This window comes from Scandinavium tedordense (assembly GCF_024764965.1).
Lineage (GTDB): Bacteria > Pseudomonadota > Gammaproteobacteria > Enterobacterales > Enterobacteriaceae > Scandinavium > Scandinavium tedordense.
Genome location: NZ_JALIGG010000054.1, coordinates 54598 through 74423, shown reverse-complemented (window position 1 = coordinate 74423; position 19826 = coordinate 54598). Strand labels below are relative to the sequence as shown.

17 protein-coding genes are annotated in these 19826 nt (G+C 54.9%); 11 read left to right on the top strand and 6 right to left on the bottom strand.

The genetic code is table 11. The features are described 5' to 3' along the window. Nucleotides 1-185 precede the first annotated feature (185 nt). Nucleotides 186-1376 carry a mannonate dehydratase gene (gene uxuA / locus MUU46_RS09365; RefSeq protein WP_159752864.1) on the top strand — a complete coding sequence of 397 codons (1191 nt, stop codon included), beginning with the start codon at nucleotides 186-188 and terminating at the stop codon, nucleotides 1374-1376. Nucleotides 1377-1460: 84 nt separating this feature from the next. On the opposite strand, the gene yeiP is transcribed toward uxuA, so the two are convergent. After that, nucleotides 1461-2033, bottom strand: coding sequence for an elongation factor P-like protein YeiP (gene yeiP, locus MUU46_RS09360; protein ID WP_159752866.1), 573 nt, complete (start codon nucleotides 2031-2033; stop codon nucleotides 1461-1463). A 134-nt stretch (nucleotides 2034-2167) separates the two neighbouring features. Between yeiP and MUU46_RS09355 the strand changes: the two genes are divergently transcribed. Beyond that, nucleotides 2168-2422, top strand: a complete 255-nt coding sequence (locus tag MUU46_RS09355) for a YkgJ family cysteine cluster protein (RefSeq protein WP_258965385.1) — start codon at nucleotides 2168-2170, stop codon at nucleotides 2420-2422. On the opposite strand, the gene setB is transcribed toward MUU46_RS09355, so the two are convergent. Further along, on the bottom strand, nucleotides 2419-3600 hold the full coding sequence (gene setB / locus MUU46_RS09350) for a sugar efflux transporter SetB (RefSeq protein ID WP_258965384.1): 1182 nt from the start codon (nucleotides 3598-3600) through the stop codon (nucleotides 2419-2421). The two genes, MUU46_RS09355 and setB, sit on opposite strands and share 4 nt — an antisense overlap. A 369-nt stretch (nucleotides 3601-3969) precedes the next feature. Between setB and fruB the strand changes: the two genes are divergently transcribed. Genes fruB through fruA form a run of 3 tightly spaced genes read left to right on the top strand, consistent with a single transcriptional unit; the run spans nucleotide 3970 to nucleotide 7740 of the window. Further along, the gene (gene fruB, locus MUU46_RS09345) at nucleotides 3970-5100 is read left to right on the top strand and encodes a fused PTS fructose transporter subunit IIA/HPr protein (RefSeq protein ID WP_159752872.1); all 1131 of its coding nucleotides are present in this window, start codon (nucleotides 3970-3972) and stop codon (nucleotides 5098-5100) included. Next, nucleotides 5100-6038, top strand: a complete 939-nt coding sequence (gene fruK, locus MUU46_RS09340; protein ID WP_110509390.1) for a 1-phosphofructokinase — start codon at nucleotides 5100-5102, stop codon at nucleotides 6036-6038. The genes fruB and fruK overlap by 1 nt, the downstream gene beginning before the upstream one ends. Before the next feature lie 16 nt (nucleotides 6039-6054). Continuing rightward, nucleotides 6055-7740, top strand: coding sequence for a PTS fructose transporter subunit IIBC (gene fruA, locus MUU46_RS09335; RefSeq protein WP_258965383.1), 1686 nt, complete (start codon nucleotides 6055-6057; stop codon nucleotides 7738-7740). Between the two features lie 50 nt (nucleotides 7741-7790). Here the strand turns inward: fruA and nfo are convergent, their stop codons facing one another. Continuing rightward, nucleotides 7791-8648 (bottom strand): deoxyribonuclease IV, encoded by an 858-nt coding sequence (gene nfo, locus MUU46_RS09330; RefSeq protein ID WP_258965382.1) that lies wholly within the window; start codon nucleotides 8646-8648, stop codon nucleotides 7791-7793. 84 nt (nucleotides 8649-8732) lie between these two features. Further along, nucleotides 8733-9782 (bottom strand): YeiH family protein, encoded by a 1050-nt coding sequence (locus MUU46_RS09325; RefSeq protein WP_258965381.1) that lies wholly within the window; start codon nucleotides 9780-9782, stop codon nucleotides 8733-8735. A 286-nt stretch (nucleotides 9783-10068) separates the two neighbouring features. On the opposite strand from MUU46_RS09325, the gene yieE reads away from it, so the two are divergent. The 3 genes from yieE (at nucleotide 10069) to cirA (ending at nucleotide 14852) form a co-directional block, all read left to right on the top strand. Next, nucleotides 10069-10935, top strand: a complete 867-nt coding sequence (gene yieE / locus MUU46_RS09320; RefSeq protein WP_159752880.1) for a DNA-binding transcriptional regulator YeiE — start codon at nucleotides 10069-10071, stop codon at nucleotides 10933-10935. Between the two features lie 146 nt (nucleotides 10936-11081). Continuing rightward, nucleotides 11082-12551, top strand: a complete 1470-nt coding sequence (locus MUU46_RS09315; protein WP_159752882.1) for an amino acid permease — start codon at nucleotides 11082-11084, stop codon at nucleotides 12549-12551. A 336-nt stretch (nucleotides 12552-12887) separates the two neighbouring features. After that, the gene (gene cirA / locus MUU46_RS09310; RefSeq protein WP_159752884.1) at nucleotides 12888-14852 is read left to right on the top strand and encodes a catecholate siderophore receptor CirA; all 1965 of its coding nucleotides are present in this window, start codon (nucleotides 12888-12890) and stop codon (nucleotides 14850-14852) included. 66 nt (nucleotides 14853-14918) lie between these two features. Here cirA and MUU46_RS09305 read toward each other — a convergent pair whose 3' ends face one another. Together MUU46_RS09305 and fghA are read right to left on the bottom strand one after the other, a co-directional pair. Beyond that, nucleotides 14919-15482: a YagU family protein gene (locus MUU46_RS09305; protein WP_159752886.1), complete on the bottom strand. Its 564-nt coding sequence runs from the start codon at nucleotides 15480-15482 to the stop codon at nucleotides 14919-14921. A gap of 178 nt (nucleotides 15483-15660) precedes the next feature. Then, nucleotides 15661-16497 (bottom strand): S-formylglutathione hydrolase, encoded by an 837-nt coding sequence (gene fghA, locus MUU46_RS09300; protein ID WP_258965380.1) that lies wholly within the window; start codon nucleotides 16495-16497, stop codon nucleotides 15661-15663. A 138-nt stretch (nucleotides 16498-16635) separates the two neighbouring features. Between fghA and MUU46_RS09295 the strand changes: the two genes are divergently transcribed. The 3 genes from MUU46_RS09295 to yeiB all read left to right on the top strand — a co-directional run bounded on the left by MUU46_RS09295 (nucleotide 16636) and on the right by yeiB (nucleotide 19728). Continuing rightward, on the top strand, nucleotides 16636-17784 hold the full coding sequence (locus tag MUU46_RS09295; protein ID WP_258965379.1) for a YbfB/YjiJ family MFS transporter: 1149 nt from the start codon (nucleotides 16636-16638) through the stop codon (nucleotides 17782-17784). 101 nt (nucleotides 17785-17885) lie between these two features. After that, on the top strand, nucleotides 17886-18551 hold the full coding sequence (folE, locus tag MUU46_RS09290; RefSeq protein WP_159752891.1) for a GTP cyclohydrolase I FolE: 666 nt from the start codon (nucleotides 17886-17888) through the stop codon (nucleotides 18549-18551). Between the two features lie 19 nt (nucleotides 18552-18570). Beyond that, complete coding sequence (gene yeiB / locus MUU46_RS09285) at nucleotides 18571-19728, top strand: DUF418 domain-containing protein YeiB (protein WP_258965378.1); 1158 nt, start codon at nucleotides 18571-18573, stop codon at nucleotides 19726-19728. Nucleotides 19729-19826: the final 98 nt, after the last annotated feature.

Sequence of the window (19826 nt, the reverse complement as noted above, 5' to 3'; positions counted from 1 at the left end):
ATTAATTAACAACAGCCAGTGTAAAGTTATATGACAGCAAATTGAATTGGTGTGCCGTATTTATCCGGGGAATGTGAGCTGGATCAATCAATGTCGGGGCGGAAATTGACCCTTTCAAAGAAACATGTATGGTAGTCGTCATCTGCGTCACTAATATTGGTATAACAACTTAAGAGGGTGAAACAATGGAACAAACCTGGCGTTGGTATGGACCGAATGATCCGGTTTCTCTTGATGATGTGCGCCAGGCTGGCGCCACCGGCGTTGTAACCGCACTGCACCATATTCCAAACGGTCAGGTCTGGCCGGTTGATGAAATTAAAGCGCGTCAGGCGCTGCTAGCCGAAAAAGGGCTGACCTGGTCCGTTGTGGAAAGTATTCCGGTTCACGAAGACATTAAAACCCAGTCCGGTGAATGCAAAACCTGGATTGCGAACTACCAGCAGAGCATCCGTAACCTCGCGGCCTGCGGCATTGATACTGTTTGCTACAACTTCATGCCGATTCTCGACTGGACCCGTACCGATCTCGAATACACCCTGCCGGACGGTTCGAAGGCGCTTCGTTTCGACCAGATCGCCTTTGCGGCATTCGAGCTGCACATCCTCAAGCGCCCTGGCGCAGAAGCGGATTACAGCGCGGAAGAGCAGCTGCAGGCGAAAGACTATTTCCATGCGATGAGCGCGGCAGAAGTCGAAAAATTGACGCGTAATATCATTGCTGGCCTGCCGGGCGCGGAAGAGGGTTACACCCTGGACCAGTTCCGCAACCGTCTGTCTGAGTACGATCACATCAGCAAAGACAACCTGCGTGAAAACATGGCGGTGTTCCTGCGCGCTATCGTTCCCGTGGCAGAAGAAGCAGGCGTGCGCCTGGCAGTACATCCGGACGATCCACCACGTCCAATTCTCGGCCTGCCGCGTATCGTTTCGACCATCGAAGATATGCAGTGGTTGAAAGAGACCGTCGACAGTATTTATAACGGTTTCACCATGTGTACCGGTTCGTATGGCGTGCGCGCCGACAACGACCTGGTCAAAATGATTGAAATCTTCGGTGACCGCATTCACTTCACCCATCTGCGTGCGACATGTCGTGAAAGCAATCCGAAAACCTTCCATGAGGGTTCGCATCTGAACGGTGATGTGAATATGGTGGCGGTGGTTGACGCTATTCTGTCTGAAGAGTTACGCCGAAAGAAAGCGGGCGACGTGCGTCCGATCCCGTTCCGTCCGGACCACGGGCATCAGATGCTGGACGATCTGAAGAAGAAAACCAATCCGGGTTATTCGGCAATTGGCCGCCTGAAAGGGATGGCTGAAGTGCGTGGCGTAGAGCTGACGCTGAAAATGACCAAATATCCAGAACTGCTGTAATCGCGACTGACGCGCGAAGAAGCATAATAAAGGCCGCTCAGTTGAGCGGCCTTTTTCGTTCCGGCTGACATGTCTTATAAAGAATTAATCAGCGCGGCCCATATAGCGGCATTCTTCGATATGAATGCGGATTTTCTCGCCGGTAGTCAGGTATTCAGGCACCTGAATAACCAGGCCGGTGATCAGCGTCGCGGGTTTTGTACGGGAGCTGGCGGATGCACCTTTGATGCCCGGTGCGGTTTCCACAATTTCCAGATCAACGGTCTGCGGCAGCTCAAGGCCCAGCAGCTGGCTGTCCCACAGCAGGACTTGCATGTCCGGCATTCCAGCTTCTGGAATAAACTGAACCTCTTCTTCAATCTGATCTTTGTTGAAGGTGTACGGCGTGTAGTCTTCTTTATCCATGAACACGTATTCGTTGCCGTCGATGTAAGAGAAGTCAACGAAACGGCGAGTCAGGGTCACGGTATCGACAATATCGTCGCCTTTAAAACGCTCTTCAACCTTGGTGCCGGTACGCACATCGGCAAAGCGCATTTTGTATAGCGTTGCTGCGCCACGGGCGCTCGGTGACTGAATATCAATATTTTTTACAATCAGCAGTTTGCCGTTGTAATTCAGCACCATACCTTTTTTGATTTCATTCGCTCTTGGCATTGCAATAATCCTGTTTCAGGGAAGTCTAAAATATCGCGTAAAAGTACTCGTGCCGCGGCTTTCAGGCAAGTGGAATTCGCTGGTTTTGTGAAAAGGTGATAAGGTGCGTTTCCAGATAAATGAGAGAGTGAAAGATGGATTGCCGACCGGACTGTGGCGCGTGTTGTACCGCGCCTTCGATTTCCAGCCCAATCCCGGGAATGCCACACGGCAAGCCTGCTAACACGCCCTGTATTCAGTTAGATGAGCGGCAGCGCTGCAAAATCTTTGGCTCGCCGCTGCGTCCGAAAGTGTGCGCCGGGCTAAAGCCTTCCGCAGAAATGTGTGGTGCAACGTCACAGCAGGCGATGACGTTTCTTATTCATCTGGAAGCGTTAACCGCGCCCTAAACGTCTTTGATGCGCCATAAGCCGAAGGTGGTGATGATGCACATCCCTAGCGCAATCCAGAACACCGCATGATAGCTCCAGATTTCAGCCACTATGCCCGCCATTGAGCCGGCAATAATCCAGCCGACGCGCGTGGTATTGCTGTACAGCGTTGTCGCCGCACCAGCCTGACCGGGCATCAAATCCTGAAAATAGAGCATGCCAATCCCTGCGAGAATACCGATATAAATGGCGTTCAGCAGTTGCATCGCCAGCAGCAGTCCAGGGGAGTGAACGGTCAGCATCCCGATGTAGAAAAATATCCCCGCCACTACCGCTACGCGCATCAGAAAACGCTTACCGAATCGTTTGGCGTAATAGCCCGCAATCAACATCGTCGGGATTTCCAGCCCAGCGGCAGTGCCCATCATCAGCCCGGCGAGTTTCTCCGGCAGATGCAGTTCATCAATAATGAACAGCGGCATATTAATGATGTACAGGCTGTTAGTGCCCCACATCATTGTACAGATGACGAACAGCAGCAGGGCGTCTCGGCGGTTGGTGCGCGGCGCTTCAATGCGCGTGCCCGCGGCCGGGCGCACTTTGCGCATGCTGGGCAACAGCATCCAGACAACCGCACCACAAATCACATAAGCCACTGCAGCGGACAAGTACATGGTGGTAAAACCAAAACCCATCGCCAGTGCATAGGCCACGGGAGGGCCAATCACCCACGCCAGTGAAACCTGCGCCCGGAGAATAGAGCTGAACATCACCGCCTCTCGGCCGGTTTTATCGGCGTGTTCACGCGCAAGGGCAAACATCTGCGGGTTGGACGTCGAGCCGAAGCTGCTAAGGAATACGCCAACAAACAGCAGAATGAAGTAGTTGCGATTCCATGCGAACAGCACACAGGCCATCATCCCGAGCAAACAGCAAAAGACAATCAGTGACTTACGATCGCCCTGACGGTCCGAACGACCGGCGAGAAATTGACTCACCAGGATGCCAATCACCGCACTGCCGGTAAAGAAAAAGCCGACCATCGCCGGGCGGACGTGGACTTCATTGGTCAGAAACAGGCTCAGGGTTGGCGTCTGCAGTGCGCCAGCAATGCCCGTCAGAAACGCGACCAGAAGGAAGGCGGATGAGGTCAGATCAAATCCCCGGCGCGGGGTAGCAACGGTCGTATTAGACATTTTGGGTTATCAAAAAACAGGAAGAGGCCGAAGTTTACGCTGGCTGTCAGAAAATAAACAGTGGGTGCGTCAACGAATGCACAAAAAATCAAAATGGCATTTCATAATAAGAATCGCTCTTGGCTGACGCTGCTGAACGCAATAGCTGACGAAGCGGGATAGCTTCAGCAAATGTGGCGAGAATGATAACAAAATGTGCAGTAGCTCTAAATTCCGACATCCAGAAATAAACTTTCCTTGCGCATTGTACAAGTCTGACACAGACTCATTGAAACGTTTCAGCGTCATCTTTTCATCTTACCAGAAGCAAGATGATGTATTTTTTCTCAAGTTAGCTGAAACGATTCAATTCAGCGAGAGAGGAGAACCATGTTCCAGTTATCAGCTCAGGATATTCATCCCGGTCAGCAGGCCGGTAATAAAGAAGAGGCGATTCGCCAGATAGCGTCAGCTCTGGTCAGCGCCGGTAACGTTGCGAACGGTTACGTCGATGGAATGCTGGCTCGCGAGCAGCAGACCTCAACGTTTCTTGGCAACGGTATCGCCATCCCTCATGGCACCACCGACACCCGCGATCAGGTACTGAAAACCGGCGTTCAGGTTTATCAGTTCCCACAGGGCATTACCTGGGGCGAAGGGCAGACCGCGTATGTTGCAATCGGCATTGCCGCCAGCTCCGACGAACACCTCGGCCTACTGCGTCAACTGACGCACGTGTTGAGCGATGATGACGTGGCTGAACAGCTGAAAACCGCGACCACTGCGGAAGAGCTGCGTGCGCTACTGATGGGCGAAAAACAGAGTGATGTGCTGAAACTCGATAATGACACCCTCACGCTGGACGTCGATGCGAGCAGCCTGGTGACGTTGCAGGCGCTGAATGCTGCGCGTCTGAAAGAAGCGGGTGCCGCTGATGCCGGGTTTATCGCACATGTCATTAATGACCAGCCGCTGAATCTGGGGCAGGGCATCTGGCTGAACGACAGTGCTGAAGGCAACCTGAAAAGCGCCGTTGCGGTGAGCCGGGCTAAAGCGCCGTTTACCGTTGATGGGCACTCTGCCGCGCTGCTGGTGACCGTTGCCATGGCCGATGAACAGCCAACTGCGGTGTTGAGTCGTCTGAGCGCATTGCTGCTCGACAACAAAGCTGAACGCCTGCTGAACGCCGATGCCGCAACGCTGTTAGCGCTGCTGACCAGCGACGATTCTCCGGCAGAAGATGTACTGAGTGCGGAATTTGTTGTCCGCAATGAACACGGACTCCACGCGCGTCCAGGAACCATGTTGGTGAACACTATCAAACAATTTAGCAGTGACATTACCGTCACCAATCTCGACGGCAGCGGAAAACCGGCTAACGGTCGCAGCCTGATGAAAGTCGTGGCGCTTGGCGTGAAAAAAGGCCATCGCCTGCGCTTTACCGCCCAGGGTGATGATGCGCAGGTGGCACTGAATGCCATTGGCGAAGCCATCGCTTCCGGTCTTGGGGAGGGCGCGTAATGAGCAGACGTGTTGCCACAATCACCCTCAATCCGGCCTACGATCTCGTAGGGTTTACCCCGGAAGTTGAACGCGGCGAAGTGAACCTGGTGCGCACCACCGGTCTGCATGCGGCGGGTAAGGGCATTAACGTTGCGAAGGTCCTGAAAGATCTCGGCATTGATGTGACCGTCGGCGGTTTCCTGGGTAAAGACAACCAGGATGGCTTCCAGCAGCTGTTCAGCGAACTCGGTATCGCCAACCGCTTCCAGGTGGTTCAGGGCCGTACCCGTATTAACGTTAAACTGACAGAAAAAGACGGGGAAGTGACCGACTTTAACTTCTCCGGTTTCGACGTCACGGCAGGCGACTGGGAACGTTTCGTGAATGATTCCCTGAGCTGGCTGGGTCAGTTCGACATGGTGTGCGTCAGCGGCAGTCTGCCTGCGGGTGTTAGCCCGGAAGCCTTCACTGACTGGATGACGCGCCTGCGCAGCCAGTGTCCGTGTATCATTTTCGACAGCAGTCGTGAAGCGCTGGTGGCCGGTCTGAAAGCCGCACCGTGGCTGGTTAAACCAAACCGTCGCGAGCTGGAAATCTGGGCCGGTCGCAAACTGCCAGAAATGAAAGACGTGATTGAAGCTGCGCACGCACTGCGCGAGCAGGGCATTGCTCATGTGGTGATTTCATTGGGTGCTGAAGGCGCGCTGTGGGTCAACGCATCCGGTGAGTGGATTGCAAAACCGCCGTCCGTAGAGGTGGTGAGCACCGTTGGTGCCGGGGATTCGATGGTGGGTGGCCTGATTTACGGCCTTCTGATGCGCGAATCCAGTGAACATACGTTACGCCTGGCGACAGCCGTTGCTGCACTGGCCGTCAGCCAGAGTAACGTAGGGATTACCGATCGTACCCAGTTGGCCGCGATGATGGCGCGCGTTGACTTACAACCCTTCAATTGACAGCAGGAGAGGCATAATGAAAACGCTGCTGATTATCGATTCCGGACTCGGACAGGCGCGCGCCTATATGGCGAAAACCCTTCTGAGTGCGGCGGCCCAAAAAGCCCATTTAGACATTATCGACAACCCGAACGACGCTGAGCTGGCGATTGTGCTGGGTTCTGTATTACCAGCGGACAGCGCGCTGAACGGCAAACAGGTTTACCTCGGCGATGTGAATCGCGCGGTGGCACACCCAGAGCTATTCCTGAGCGAAGCTAAATCTCATGCAGCGCCATACGTGACGCCTGCGGCGATTGCGCCAGTGGCGAAAAATGGCGCCAAACGCATTGTGGCCGTCACGGCTTGCCCGACCGGTGTGGCACACACCTTTATGGCGGCAGAAGCCATTGAAACGGAAGCCAAAAAACGCGGCTGGTGGGTGAAAGTTGAAACCCGCGGATCCGTTGGGGCGGGCAATGCAATTACTCCGGAAGAAGTGGCGGAAGCCGACTTGGTTATCGTCGCGGCAGATATCGAAGTGGACCTGGCGAAATTTGCCGGCAAACCGATGTATCGGACTTCAACCGGCCTGGCGCTGAAAAAAACGGCTCAGGAACTGGATAAAGCGGTGGTTGAAGCCGAACCGTATCTGCTGAATGGCAACGTGCAGTCGGCACAGGAAGGTAAGAAGAAAGGCGGCGGGGCGTACAGCCATCTGCTGACCGGCGTATCTTACATGCTGCCAATGGTGGTCGCGGGCGGTCTGTGTATCGCGCTTTCCTTCGCGTTCGGCATTACCGCGTTCAAAGAAGAGGGCACGCTGGCGGCGGCGTTGATGCAAATCGGCGGCGGTTCAGCCTTCGCGCTGATGGTTCCGGTGTTAGCCGGTTATATTGCCTTCTCCATCGCGGACCGTCCGGGCCTGACCCCAGGTCTTATCGGCGGTATGTTGGCAGTCAGCACCGGGGCAGGCTTTATCGGCGGTATCATCGCTGGTTTCCTTGCCGGTTACGTCGCGAAAATGATCAGCACCAAAGTGAAGCTTCCACCTAGCATGGAAGCGCTGAAACCGATTCTGATAATCCCGCTGTTTTCCAGCCTGATTGTCGGTCTGGCGATGATTTATCTGATTGGTAAACCGGTTTCTGGCATCCTCGCGGGTCTGACGCACTGGCTGCAAACCATGGGTACGGCGAACGCGGTTCTGCTCGGCGCAATCCTGGGTGCGATGATGTGTACCGATATGGGTGGCCCGGTGAACAAAGCGGCATACGCGTTTGGCGTCGGGCTGCTGAGTACGCAAACTTATGCGCCGATGGCGGCGATTATGGCGGCAGGTATGGTGCCACCGCTGGCGCTTGGTCTGGCAACGATTGTGGCACGTCGTAAGTTCGATAAAGCGCAGCAGGAAGGGGGCAAAGCCGCTCTGGTGCTCGGTCTGTGCTTCATTACCGAAGGTGCGATTCCGTTTGCTGCCCGTGACCCGATGCGCGTTCTGCCTTGCTGTATCGTCGGAGGCGCGGTAACCGGCGCAATGTCGATGGCGGTCGGTGCGAAGCTGATGGCCCCGCACGGCGGTCTGTTTGTCCTGCTCATCCCAGGCGCAATCACCCCGGTTCTGGGTTACCTGATGGCGATTGTTGTCGGTACGCTGGTTGCGGGTCTCTCTTACGCGGTGCTGAAACGCCCGGAAGCAGAGACGGTGGCGAAAGCAGCATAATCGCTGTTCGTTAAAGGAGAAGGGCCGACATTGTCGGCCCTTCTTGCGTTTTAGGCCGCAGCAACTTCATTCTGCTGCGCTTTCAGCCATGCGATTTCCTCGGCCCAGATATCCGGATTAACGGTTTCCAGCACCATCGGGATGCCATCGAAACGGTTGTCCTGCATGATCCAGCGAAACGCATCGTGGCCGATATTGCCTTCACCGAGGCTGTGATGGCGGTCAACGCGGCTGCCGAAAGCGCTCTTGGCATCGTTCAGGTGCATTCCGCGAAGGTATTTAAAACCAACGATACGTTCGAATTCTGCGAAGGTTCTTTCACACTCTTCAGCGCTGCGTAAGTCGTAGCCTGCGGCGAATGCGTGGCAGGTATCGATGCACACGCCGACGCGAGATTTATCTTCCACGCCGTCGATGATGGCCGCCAGGTGTTCGAACTCAAAGCCCAGATTGCTGCCCTGACCAGCGGTATTTTCGATAACCGCAGTGACGCCTTCGGTTTGCGCGAGTGCCATATTAATGGACTCGGCAATGCGCGCCAGACAGTCATCGACGGGGATTTGCATCAGGTGACTTCCCGGGTGGAAGTTCAGCAACGTCAGCCCTAACTGCTGGCAGCGGGTGAGCTCATCGACAAAGGCTTCACGGGATTTTTCCAGCGCATCGGTAACGGGATGGCCAAGGTTAATCAGGTAGCTATCGTGCGGCAGGATTTGCGCAGGAGAGAAATGGTATTTTTCGCAGGCGGCTTTGAAATCGTCGATGACGTCGCTGGTCAGCGGGGCCGCGCGCCACTGGCGCTGGTTCTTGGTGAACAGGGCGAATGCAGTGGCTTCAAGTTCCGCAGCGCGGATCGCGGCATTGGCGACACCGCCGGAGGCGCTGACATGTGCTCCGATGTATTTCATAAAAAACTCCTGTTAAACCCGCCGAAAAGGAAATGCATAGCAAAGGCTAATCATAGCGGGTTAACAGGAGAGTGATACAGTGCTTTATGCCATCAGGGCATGAACTGCAACGTTAATCATGCCGCCGCCGACGATTAACCAGACGAACAGCACCAGTGCCATCAGCAGCGGTTTCGCCCCGGCTTTTTTCAGCGCGCTGACGTGGGTGGTTAAGCCCAGAGCCGCCATCGCCATCGCCAACAGCACGGTGTCGAGGGTCACCAGCACCTCTACAACCGCTTTCGGTAATAGATGGAACGAATTGAAAATCGCCACCACGATGAACAGGATCGCAAACCACGGAATGGTGATTTTGCTTTTCTCACCGTTGCCCGCAGGTGCCAGTTGTTTAACGCGAGCCGCCAGGATAATCAGGAACGGCGCGAGCATCATCACGCGCAGCATTTTGGCAATCACTGCGGCGTTTTCAGCATCCGGGCTGACGGCGTGTCCTGCCGCCACAACCTGTGCAACTTCATGCATGGTTGAACCCATGTAAATCCCGTAGGTTTCCGGAGTAAACCAGTGGGCCAGTACCGGGTACATCGCCGGATAGAGGAAGATGGCAATGGTCCCGAAAATCACTACCGTTGCGACCGCCACGGTCACTTTGCTTGATTCAGCTTTCAATACGGGTTCTGTCGCCAGTACGGCCGCCGCACCGCAGATACTGCTGCCCGCGCCAATTAACCAACTGGTCTGTTTATCAAGGCCAAACACTTTCTGCCCGAGAAATGACGCCAGTAAAAAAGTGCTGGAGAGCGTCAGCACGTCGATGGCGATCCCGCTGAAACCCACGTCAGCAATTTGCGAAAACGTCAGGCGGAAGCCATAAAGAATGATGCCCAGACGCAGCAAATGCTGCTTGGCGAACAATACACCGCCGTCGCAGCGCTGCCAGATTTTTGGATAAACCGTGTTGCCGACGACCATTCCCAGCAGAATAGCCATCGTCAGTGCGCTAAAGCCCGCGCCAGCAATCGCCGGAATGCTTCCGGTCCACAATGCAACGCCAGTAATCAAGGCGGTAAGCGCCAGACCCGGGACAAAATGCCCGAGCGAATGTCGGTGTCTGTTAAGCGTGAGTGTTGTCATAACCTTCTCCTTTATCAGGATTAAAGGTTACGTGCCGCTGGCTTAAAAATAAAATTGATTATATCTTTATAATCAATCTGAATAACTGGTATACCCATTCAGAATGCTGCAGGTGTGTTGACTGCAGCTTGAAGTATTACGGGTATATAGACCCAAAATAATTCGAGTTGCAGGAAGGCGGCAAGGCTGAGAATCCCCAGGAGTTTACTCAGGTAAGTGACTGGGGTGAGCAGGCGCAGCCAACGCACATGCAGCTTGAAGTATGACGGGTATAGATGAGGTTTCTATGCATATCACCTTACGTCAGCTAGAAGTTTTTGCTGAAGTGCTCAAAAGCGGTTCGACAACCCAGGCCTCGCAAATGCTGTCGTTATCGCAGTCGGCGGTCAGCGCGGCGCTTACCGATCTGGAAGGCCAGCTCGGCGTGCAGCTGTTCGACCGGGTCGGAAAACGACTGGTGGTGAACGAACATGGCCGTCTGCTGTATCCGCGTGCTCTGGCGACGCTGGAACAGGCAACCGAAATCGAGCAGCTGTTTCGCGAAGATAACGGCGCTATCCGCGTTTTCGCCAGCAGCACCATCGGTAACTACATTCTGCCGGAAATCATCGCCCGCTATCGTCGTGATTTTCCGTCGCTGCCGCTGGAGCTCAGCGTCGGTAACAGTCAGGACGTGATCAACGCCGTCAGCGATTTCCGCGTAGATATCGGGCTCATCGAAGGGCCATGCCACGCCGCAGAAATTATTGCTGAACCCTGGCTGGAAGATGAGCTGGTGGTGTTCGCCGCACCAGGCTCGGCGTTACTGACAGGGGAGGTGACGCTGGCGAGGCTGGCCGAAGCGCCGTGGATCTTGCGCGAGCGCGGTTCCGGTACGCGTGAAATCGTCGATTACCTGCTGCTGTCCCATTTGCCGGAATTTCATCTCGGGATGGAGCTTGGGAACTCTGAGGCTATCAAGCACGCGGTGCGCCACGGCCTGGGCATCAGCTGTTTGTCACGGCGCGTGATTGCCGAACAGCTCGACAGCGGCACGCTGGTCGAGCTTCCCATCCCGCTGCCACGCCTGACGCGCAAGCTCTGGCGCATCCATCATCGGCAAAAACACCTTTCAAATGCGCTGCAACGTTTCCTGCGATATTGCGATATTTGATGGCATGGCGAAACGGTGGAATAAGGGCTTTACTTATAATTTGCGCTTCATCATGAAGCTCTCTTATAAGTGCGCATTTGTGCCGGAAGGAACGGCGATCGTCTGCTACAATCGCGCCTCATTTTTTGGAAGGACAGCATTTTCCTATGGTTTCCGAAACTAAAACCACAGAAGCGCCCGCGCTCCGTCGCGAACTTAAGGCGCGTCACCTGACGATGATCGCTATTGGCGGTTCAATCGGTACAGGGTTGTTTGTTGCCTCCGGGGCAACCATTTCGCAGGCGGGCCCAGGCGGCGCACTGCTTTCTTACATTCTTATTGGTCTGATGGTGTACTTCCTGATGACAAGCCTTGGCGAACTGGCCGCATTTATGCCAGTGTCAGGCTCGTTTGCGACCTATGGTCAGAACTATGTAGAAGAAGGTTTCGGCTTCGCGCTGGGCTGGAACTACTGGTACAACTGGGCGGTAACTATCGCCGTCGACCTTGTCGCCTCACAGCTGGTCATGAATTATTGGTTCCCGGACACGCCGGGCTGGATCTGGAGCGCACTGTTCCTCGGCATTATGTTCCTGCTGAACTGGATCTCGGTCAAAGGTTTCGGTGAAGCGGAATACTGGTTCTCGCTGATAAAAGTGACCACCGTCATCATCTTTATCGGTGTTGGCGTGCTGATGATTTTCGGCATCTTTAAAGGCGCGCAGCCGGTAGGCTGGAGTAACTGGACAACCGGCGATGCGCCGTTTGCGGGCGGTTTTGCGGCGATGATTGGCGTGGCGATGATTGTCGGCTTCTCCTTCCAGGGTACCGAACTTATCGGTATCGCGGCGGGTGAATCCGAAGATCCAGAGAAGAACATTCCGCGCGCGGTCCGTCAGGTGTTCTGGCGTATCCTGTTGTTCTATGTGTTCGCAATCCTGATTATCAGTCTGATCATTCCTTATACCGATCCAAGCCTGCTGCGTAACGACGTGAAAGACATTTCCGTCAGCCCGTTCACGCTGGTGTTCCAGCATGCAGGCCTGCTGTCTGCGGCGGCGGTAATGAATGCGGTTATCCTGACGGCGGTGCTGTCTGCTGGTAACTCCGGGATGTATGCCTCGACCCGTATGCTTTACACCCTGGCCTGTGACGGTAAAGCACCGCGTATTTTTTCTAAGCTTTCCAAAGGCGGCGTGCCGCGTAACGCACTGTATGCGACCACCGTGGTTGCGGGGCTGTGCTTCCTGACCTCAATGTTCGGCAACCAGACCGTTTACCTGTGGCTGCTGAATACTTCAGGAATGACCGGGTTTATCGCCTGGCTCGGGATTGCTATCAGCCATTACCGTTTCCGTCGCGGTTACGTGATGCAGGGGCATGACCTGAACAATCTGCCGTACCGTTCGGGCTTCTTCCCGATTGGGCCAATCTTTGCATTCGCCCTGTGTCTGATTATCACGCTCGGCCAGAACTACGAAGCCTTCCTGAAAGATACCATCGACTGGGGCGGCGTAGCGGCAACCTACATCGGTATCCCGCTGTTCCTGGTTATCTGGTTCGGCTACAAGCTCTCGAAAGGCAGTCGCTTCGTACGCTACAGCGAAATGACCTTCCCGGAACGCTTCAAACAGTAAGTGATTCCCCTATGAAAACCCTCCGCCTGGAGGGTTTTTTTTTGCCCGGTGGGGACATCTAGCCGCGGCGACAGGGGCAAGGGTTACATCCGATATATGACGTACAGACATATTTCCTCACAATTTAATTGATAATTGTTATCATTCTCTTTATCATCTTCGCACTTTAAGGATGAAGCCACTCCCCGCATCTTGTCCCGAGGACGTAACCGGACCCAGGGTGACCAGCCACATCTCTCAAAAAACAAAATACCTTCACGCACGTCGCAACAGGCGGGCGGAACTCAGCGTGTGAGCTTTTTTTGGTTGTTGTTGTTTACCTCATGGAGAAATGGAATGTTCAGGTTAAATCCTCTTGTACGGGGCGGGTTGTGCGCATCTGCATTCGCGCTGGCGATGCCCGTAATGGCTGAAAACGACGGTGAAACCCTGGTGGTCACGGCCTCCGCGACGGAACAGAGCGTGAAAGATGCGCCAGCCAGCATCAGCGTGATTACCCAGCAGGATCTTCAGCGCCGTCCAGTGCAGAATCTGAAAGACGTATTACAGGACGTACCGGGCGTGCAGCTCACCAACGAAGGGGATAACCGCAAGGGCGTCAGTTTGCGTGGACTCGACAGCAGCTACACCCTGATTCTGGTCGACGGCAAACGCGTTAACTCGCGCAACGCCGTGTTTCGCCATAACGACTTTGACCTCAACTGGATCCCGGTGGACGCTATCGAACGTATCGAAGTGGTGCGTGGGCCGATGTCGTCGCTGTACGGGTCCGATGCGTTAGGTGGTGTTGTAAACATCATCACCAAAAAAATCGGCCAGAAATGGCATGGTACGCTGACCGCTGATACCACTATTCAGGAGCACCGCGACCGCGGCGATGCCTACAACGGCCAGTTCTTTACAAGTGGTCCACTGATTGACGGCGTGCTGGGGTTGAAAGCTTACGGCAACCTGTCCAAACGCGAAAAAGACGAACAACAGAAATCATCGACGACGGCCAGTGGCGAATCCCCGCGCATTGAGGGCTACACCAGCCGCGACGGCAACGTTGAGTTTGCCTGGACGCCAAACGACAACCACGATTTCACCGCCGGATATGGCTTCGACCGCCAGGACCGTGATTCTGATTCTCTTGATAAAAACCGCCTGGAACGCCAGAACTATTCCTTGAGCCACAACGGCCGTTGGGATGTGGGCAACAGTGAACTGAAGTTCTACGGCGAAAAAGTGGATAACAAAAATCCGGAAGCGGCTGGCGTTATCACCTCTGAAAGTAACTCGATTGACGGCAAATACGTGCTGCCGTTGGACGCCATCAATCAGCTGCTGACGGTGGGGGGTGAATGGCGTCACGATAAGCTCAAAGATCCGGTCAATTTGCAGGGCAGCGGTAATACGTCCGCCAGTCAGTACGCGCTGTTTATCGAAGACGAATGGCGTATTTTTGAGCCTCTGGCGCTGACCACTGGCGTGCGTATGGATGACCACGAAACTTACGGCGACCACTGGAGCCCGCGTGCGTATCTGGTATACACCGCCACCGACACGGTGACGGTGAAAGGCGGCTGGGCAAATGCGTTCAAAGCGCCTTCATTGCTGCAACTTAGCCCGGACTGGACCACCGGTTCCTGCCGTGGTGCCTGTGAAATTGTCGGTAGCCCGGACCTGAAACCGGAAACCAGTGAAAGCTACGAGCTCGGCATTTATTACGCCGGGGAAGAAGGCTGGCTGGAAGGCGTACAGGGCAGCATCACTACTTTCCAGAACGACGTTGATGACCGCATCAGCATCAGCCGTACAGCTAACGTCGATCAGGCGAAAGACTACCCGAACTACGTGGGCCTGAATGCCGACGGCGAACCGATTTTCCGCTACTACAACGTCAACAAAGCGCGTATTCGCGGCGTAGAAACCGAGCTGAAATTCCCGCTGGCGGAAGAGTGGAAAGTCACGTTGAACTACACCTACAACGACGGTCGAGACCTGAGCAACGGTGGCAACAAACCGCTGTCCGAGCTGCCGTACCACACGGCGAACGGTGTGGTGGACTGGCAGGCGACGCAGGACTGGTCATTCTATATGCAGGCGAATTACAGCGGCGAGAAACGCGCGATGACCACTAACGGTGCAACGCCGGGCGGATACGTTATCTGGAACACCGGCGGCGCATGGCAGGCGACGAAGAACGTCAAGCTGCGTGCGGGCGTGCTGAACCTGACTGATAAAGATCTCAGCCGCGATGATTACAGTTACAACGAAGACGGACGTCGCTACTTTATGGCGGTGGATTACCGCTTCTGATTTTTGGTTTGAGAAACGATAAAAAAGGCATCGCCGTGCAAACGGTGATGCCTTTTTTATAAGGAACTACAACTGACGTGTATACGGGGTGTACTCAGCATCGGGTTGACGGGTGATACGGTTACGCAAATCACGACGCACCAGTTCGATGGTCCAGAACCAGAAAATGTGCCCCAAAATTTCGGAAACATATTCATCGAAGGGCAGGTCGGATAGCGGTGGTGTCAGGTGCAATAAAGGAAAACTGATGCCGTGTACGCAGATTGTCGAGACGATACCCGCCATAACGCCTTGCCACATTTTCACCTTAGGAAATACTTCGGCGACCAGGCAGTAGCCGATGGCAAAGACCAGCGAGAAGATAATATGCGTCACCATTACCGGGTTAATAATATGCTCGGAAAAGGTATAGACAGTGGCGGTGGGGTCGATACCCAGATAATCCCGCAGGAAAATATAAGGCGGGTTGAACTCATTGCGGCCCAGCGAAAAAGTGCGTGGCGGCAGAGGAACTTCCGCTCCCCATTTCACAAATGCGGAAAGAATTCCCCCCACGGTCCCGACCAACAAGGCAACGCCATAACGCCGGTTTTTCGGCGCGGTTTTCATCAACAGAGTGGTTGTCATCATAAATAATCATCCCTAATTTATAAGAGTAAAAGCGAGGAGAGAATACGCTGACTGGAAGAGGGATGCTGTGATAGAGATTGTAATTGACGTTATTTGATTACTTTTGATTTTTAAGCTTTTGCTTCTGATAAAGGGTGATCGGCCCGGCAAGCGTAACGCTGCCGGGCAACAGACGGGGTTACTTCAATAAATGCTGCGCGTGAAAGCGCAGATGATCTTCGATAAAGGACGCGATAAACCAGTAGCTGTGATCGAAGCCAGACTGAATGCGCAGCGTTAGCGGCCACTGGGTCTGGCGCGCGGCTTCAGCCAGCACGGCGGGTTGCAGTTGATCCGCCAGGAACTGATCGGTATCGCCCTGATCGATTAATGTCGGGATCGCACTGGCCGCGTCACTCGCTAACATCAGCGCACAGCTGTCCCACGCTTGCCAACTGGATTTGTCTTCCCCGAGATAAGCGCTAAACGCCTTCTGGCCCCACGGCACGCGGGTCGGGTTAACGATTGGCGCAAAGGCGGATACGCTTGTGTATTTGCCTGGATTTTTCAGTGCCAGAATCAACGCGCCGTGACCGCCCATCGAATGGCCGGAAATCGCGCTGCGGTCGGCGACGTTAAACTGTGTCTGAACCAGCACGGGGAGTTCGTCGCGCAGATAATCGTACATACGGTAATGCGCAGCCCACGGGGCTTGCGTCGCGTTAAGGTAGAACCCGGCACCTTTGCCGAGATCGTAGCCTTCGTCGTCCGCTACGTTGTCGCCGCGTGGGCTGGTGTCTGGCATCACCAGAACGATACCGAGTTCGGCTGCGACGCGTTGGGCGCCTGCTTTTGTCGCGAAATTCTCGTCGTTGCAGGTCAGGCCTGACAGCCAGTACAGCACCGGCGGCGGCGTGTTATCTCGCGGCGGTGGCAGAAAAATACTGAACGTCATGGCGCAGTTCAGCGTACTGGAGTCGTGCCGCCAGCGTTGCTGCCAGCCCTCAAAACAACGGTGCTCTTCGAGCAATTCCATGCAAGGCTCCCGGGTGAGTGATTGAAAATGTTCTGTTTCATCATACAGATCAAGTACCGCGATGAGTAACTTTCGCTTCCGCATTGCAATTACATGCTGCATCATAAACATAACTTTACATTAACATGTGAGACTAACATGGCGCTACGTACCGCGCTGAGTGGGTTTGTTATGCTGGTGGTCGCCATGGGGATTGGGCGTTTTGCCTTCACGCCTCAGGTGCCACTGATGATTGCTGACGGACAGCTTACGCTGACCAGCGCCGGACTGGTCGCCGCAATGAATTATCTGGGATATTTGCTGGGGGCATGGGATGCGATGCGTGCCCATCGCGGCGTGGAAGGGCGTCTGTATGCCGGGATCCTGGGGGCGGTGGCGTTAACGTTTCTCTCTGCCTGGGCCGACAACGCCTGGCTGCATGCCGTGCTGAGACTGGTGATTGGCGCAATGAGTGGCTGGGCGATGGTGTTGACCGCAGCCTGGACCAACGAGCGCCTGGCACACGCCGGACATCCCGGCCTGAGCGCCGCGGTTTTTGCCGGGCCGGGGGCGGGCATTGCGCTCAGTGGTCTGCTGGCGGTGTATATCCATGCGCAGCAACTCAGCGCCGCTGCGGGCTGGCTGCTGTACGGCCTATTGGCGCTGGTGTTGATTGCCTTTATTTCTCGCTGGCTACCGCGTCCTGGCGATTTTCATCGTCCGGGCGGCCAGCCTGAACCTTTGCATTTGACGGCAAGCCTGAAACGTCTGGTCTGGAGCTACAGTCTGGCAGGATTTGGTTATATTTTGCCCGCCACCTTTTTATCGCAAATGGCCGCCGCGCGTTTTCCCGGCAGCCTGTTTGCCCAGTTTCTGTGGCCGGTGTTCGGTGCGGCTGCGGTGGTCGGCATTGGATTAAGTATTTTGCTGCGCGGCGTCGGTCACAGCTATCAGCGACTGGCGATTGTGTTGTGGTTACAGGGCGTCGGCGTGCTGGCCGCCTGGCTGGTACCGGGCATGAGCGGCCTGGTGATCGGCGCGTTGCTGGTGGGTGGCGGCTTCCTGTGCGCAGTGCAGCTTTCATTACTGTACGGGCGGGAACTTGCACCGCTGCACACGCGTTACATGGCCGGATTATTAACTACCGGTTATGCCGTCGGTCAGCTGGTTGGGCCGATGACCTCCGCGCTGTCGACCTGGCTCACACAGCGCCTTGAGCCCGCACTTGGCGTGGCCGCTATCGCACTTTTGATAGGCGGAATGTTGGTCTGGCGTTCACCGCAAGAAAGGTTAAGCCAATTTCAATAATTATCGCCGTGAATACTGGATTCTGTGCCCGGCCTCACGCACAATGAGTGCTCACTTTGCCCTCAGAGTGCAAAGGTCGCCACACCTGCAGGAGAACAAGAATGCCATCATTGAGTAAAGAAGCCGCGCTGGTTCATGAGGCGCTGTTAGCGCGTGGCCTGGAAACGCCGCTACGTCCCCCGGTTGAACTGGATAATGAATCACGCAAGCGTCTGATTGCCGGACATATGACCGAAATTATGCAGCTGCTCAATCTCGATCTCAGTGATGACAGCCTGACGGAGACGCCACACCGCATCGCTAAGATGTACGTCGACGAAATTTTCTCTGGCCTCGATTACGCCAATTTCCCGAAAATCACCGTCATTGAGAATAAAATGAAGGTCGATGAAATGGTGACCGTGCGCGATATCACCCTGACCAGCACCTGCGAACATCACTTTGTCACCATCGACGGCAAAGCGACCGTGGCCTACATCCCGAAAGAGACGGTGATTGGTCTGTCGAAGATTAACCGCATTGTGCAGTTCTTTGCCCAACGTCCGCAGGTACAGGAGCGTCTGACGCAGCAAATCCTGACCGCGTTGCAGACTTTGCTCGGCACCAATAATGTGGCGGTTTCCATTGATGCCGTGCATTACTGTGTGAAAGCGCGTGGCATTCGTGATGCGACCAGCGCCACGACCACGACCTCGCTCGGCGGACTGTTTAAGTCGAGCCAGAACACCCGCCAGGAGTTTCTGCGCGCCGTTCGCCACCATAACTAATTCTTAAAGCAGGTACTTAATGGAGCGAAACGTCACGCTGGATTTTGTTCGCGGCGTCGCTATTCTCGGGATCCTGCTGCTTAATATCGTTGCCTTTGGTTTACCAAAGGCGGCGTATCTCAATCCTGCCTGGTACGGCGATGTCACTCAACGCGATGCGTGGACGTGGGCCGCTCTCGACCTGTTTGCGCAGGTTAAATTCCTGACGCTATTTGCCCTCCTGTTTGGCGCTGGCCTGCAGTTACTGCTTCCCCGCGGTAAACGCTGGATCCAGGCGCGCCTGTCGCTGCTGGCTCTTCTCGGTTTTGCGCACGGGCTTCTGCTCTGGGACGGCGATATTCTGCTGGCCTATGCGCTGGTGGGTCTGGTCTGCTGGCGGATGGTGCGTGAAGCGCAAAGCGCTAAATCGATGTTTAACACCGGCGTGGTGCTGTATCTGATTGGCATCGCGGTACTGGTGTTTTTAGGGCTTATTTCCGGCGATACGCCGAACCGTTCCTGGGTGCCGGACCCGGCCAACCTGCAATATGAGCAGTACTGGAAGCTAAAAGGTGGAATGGAGGCTATCAGTAATCGCACGGATATGCTGTCCGACAACCTACTGGCGCTCGGCGCACAGTATGGCTGGCAGCTGGCGGGTATGATGCTGATGGGCGCGTCGCTAATGCGCTGTGGCTGGCTGAAAGGCCAGTTCAGTCTGTCACATTACCGCCGCGTGGGCGCGCTGTTGGTAACCTTTGGCGTGCTGATAAACCTACCCGCGATGATCGCGCAATGGCATTTTGACTGGTCCTATCGCTGGTGTGCGTTCTTGTTACAGGCTCCACGCGAGCTGAGTGCGCCGTTTCAGACCATTGGTTATGCCGCATTAGCCTACGGCTTCTGGCCACAAATTTGTTCTTCACGCCTGGTGGGAGCAATCGCCTGCGTCGGACGTATGGCGCTTTCCAACTATCTGCTGCAAACCGTTATCTGCACCACGTTGTTCTATCGGTTTGATTTGTTTATGAAATTCGACCGATTGACGCTGCTCGTATTTGTACCTGCCATTTGGCTGGTGAATATCCTGTTCTCCGTTATCTGGCTGCGCTACCGCCGTCAGGGGCCAGTGGAATGGCTGTGGCGGCAGTTGACCGCACGGGCCGCAGGGGTATCCATTTCCAAAACATCCAGATAACGATCTGGATCACAATCATTAACAAAACGGATGTAACCGTTTCCATCAGTGTGACCTTCTTCACGTAGTCCTTGCCTACTCGCTGCCAGAATAGCCAC

Coding starts and splice junctions, on each gene's coding strand:
- uxuA (WP_159752864.1), top strand. CDS start 186: ATGGAACAAACCTGGCGTTGGTATGGACCGAATGATCCGGTTTCTCTT.
- yeiP (WP_159752866.1), bottom strand. CDS start 2,033: ATGCCAAGAGCGAATGAAATCAAAAAAGGTATGGTGCTGAATTACAAC.
- MUU46_RS09355 (WP_258965385.1), top strand. CDS start 2,168: ATGGATTGCCGACCGGACTGTGGCGCGTGTTGTACCGCGCCTTCGATT.
- setB (WP_258965384.1), bottom strand. CDS start 3,600: ATGTCTAATACGACCGTTGCTACCCCGCGCCGGGGATTTGATCTGACC.
- fruB (WP_159752872.1), top strand. CDS start 3,970: ATGTTCCAGTTATCAGCTCAGGATATTCATCCCGGTCAGCAGGCCGGT.
- fruK (WP_110509390.1), top strand. CDS start 5,100: ATGAGCAGACGTGTTGCCACAATCACCCTCAATCCGGCCTACGATCTC.
- fruA (WP_258965383.1), top strand. CDS start 6,055: ATGAAAACGCTGCTGATTATCGATTCCGGACTCGGACAGGCGCGCGCC.
- nfo (WP_258965382.1), bottom strand. CDS start 8,648: ATGAAATACATCGGAGCACATGTCAGCGCCTCCGGCGGTGTCGCCAAT.
- MUU46_RS09325 (WP_258965381.1), bottom strand. CDS start 9,782: ATGACAACACTCACGCTTAACAGACACCGACATTCGCTCGGGCATTTT.
- yieE (WP_159752880.1), top strand. CDS start 10,069: ATGCATATCACCTTACGTCAGCTAGAAGTTTTTGCTGAAGTGCTCAAA.
- MUU46_RS09315 (WP_159752882.1), top strand. CDS start 11,082: ATGGTTTCCGAAACTAAAACCACAGAAGCGCCCGCGCTCCGTCGCGAA.
- cirA (WP_159752884.1), top strand. CDS start 12,888: ATGTTCAGGTTAAATCCTCTTGTACGGGGCGGGTTGTGCGCATCTGCA.
- MUU46_RS09305 (WP_159752886.1), bottom strand. CDS start 15,482: ATGATGACAACCACTCTGTTGATGAAAACCGCGCCGAAAAACCGGCGT.
- fghA (WP_258965380.1), bottom strand. CDS start 16,497: ATGGAATTGCTCGAAGAGCACCGTTGTTTTGAGGGCTGGCAGCAACGC.
- MUU46_RS09295 (WP_258965379.1), top strand. CDS start 16,636: ATGGCGCTACGTACCGCGCTGAGTGGGTTTGTTATGCTGGTGGTCGCC.
- folE (WP_159752891.1), top strand. CDS start 17,886: ATGCCATCATTGAGTAAAGAAGCCGCGCTGGTTCATGAGGCGCTGTTA.
- yeiB (WP_258965378.1), top strand. CDS start 18,571: ATGGAGCGAAACGTCACGCTGGATTTTGTTCGCGGCGTCGCTATTCTC.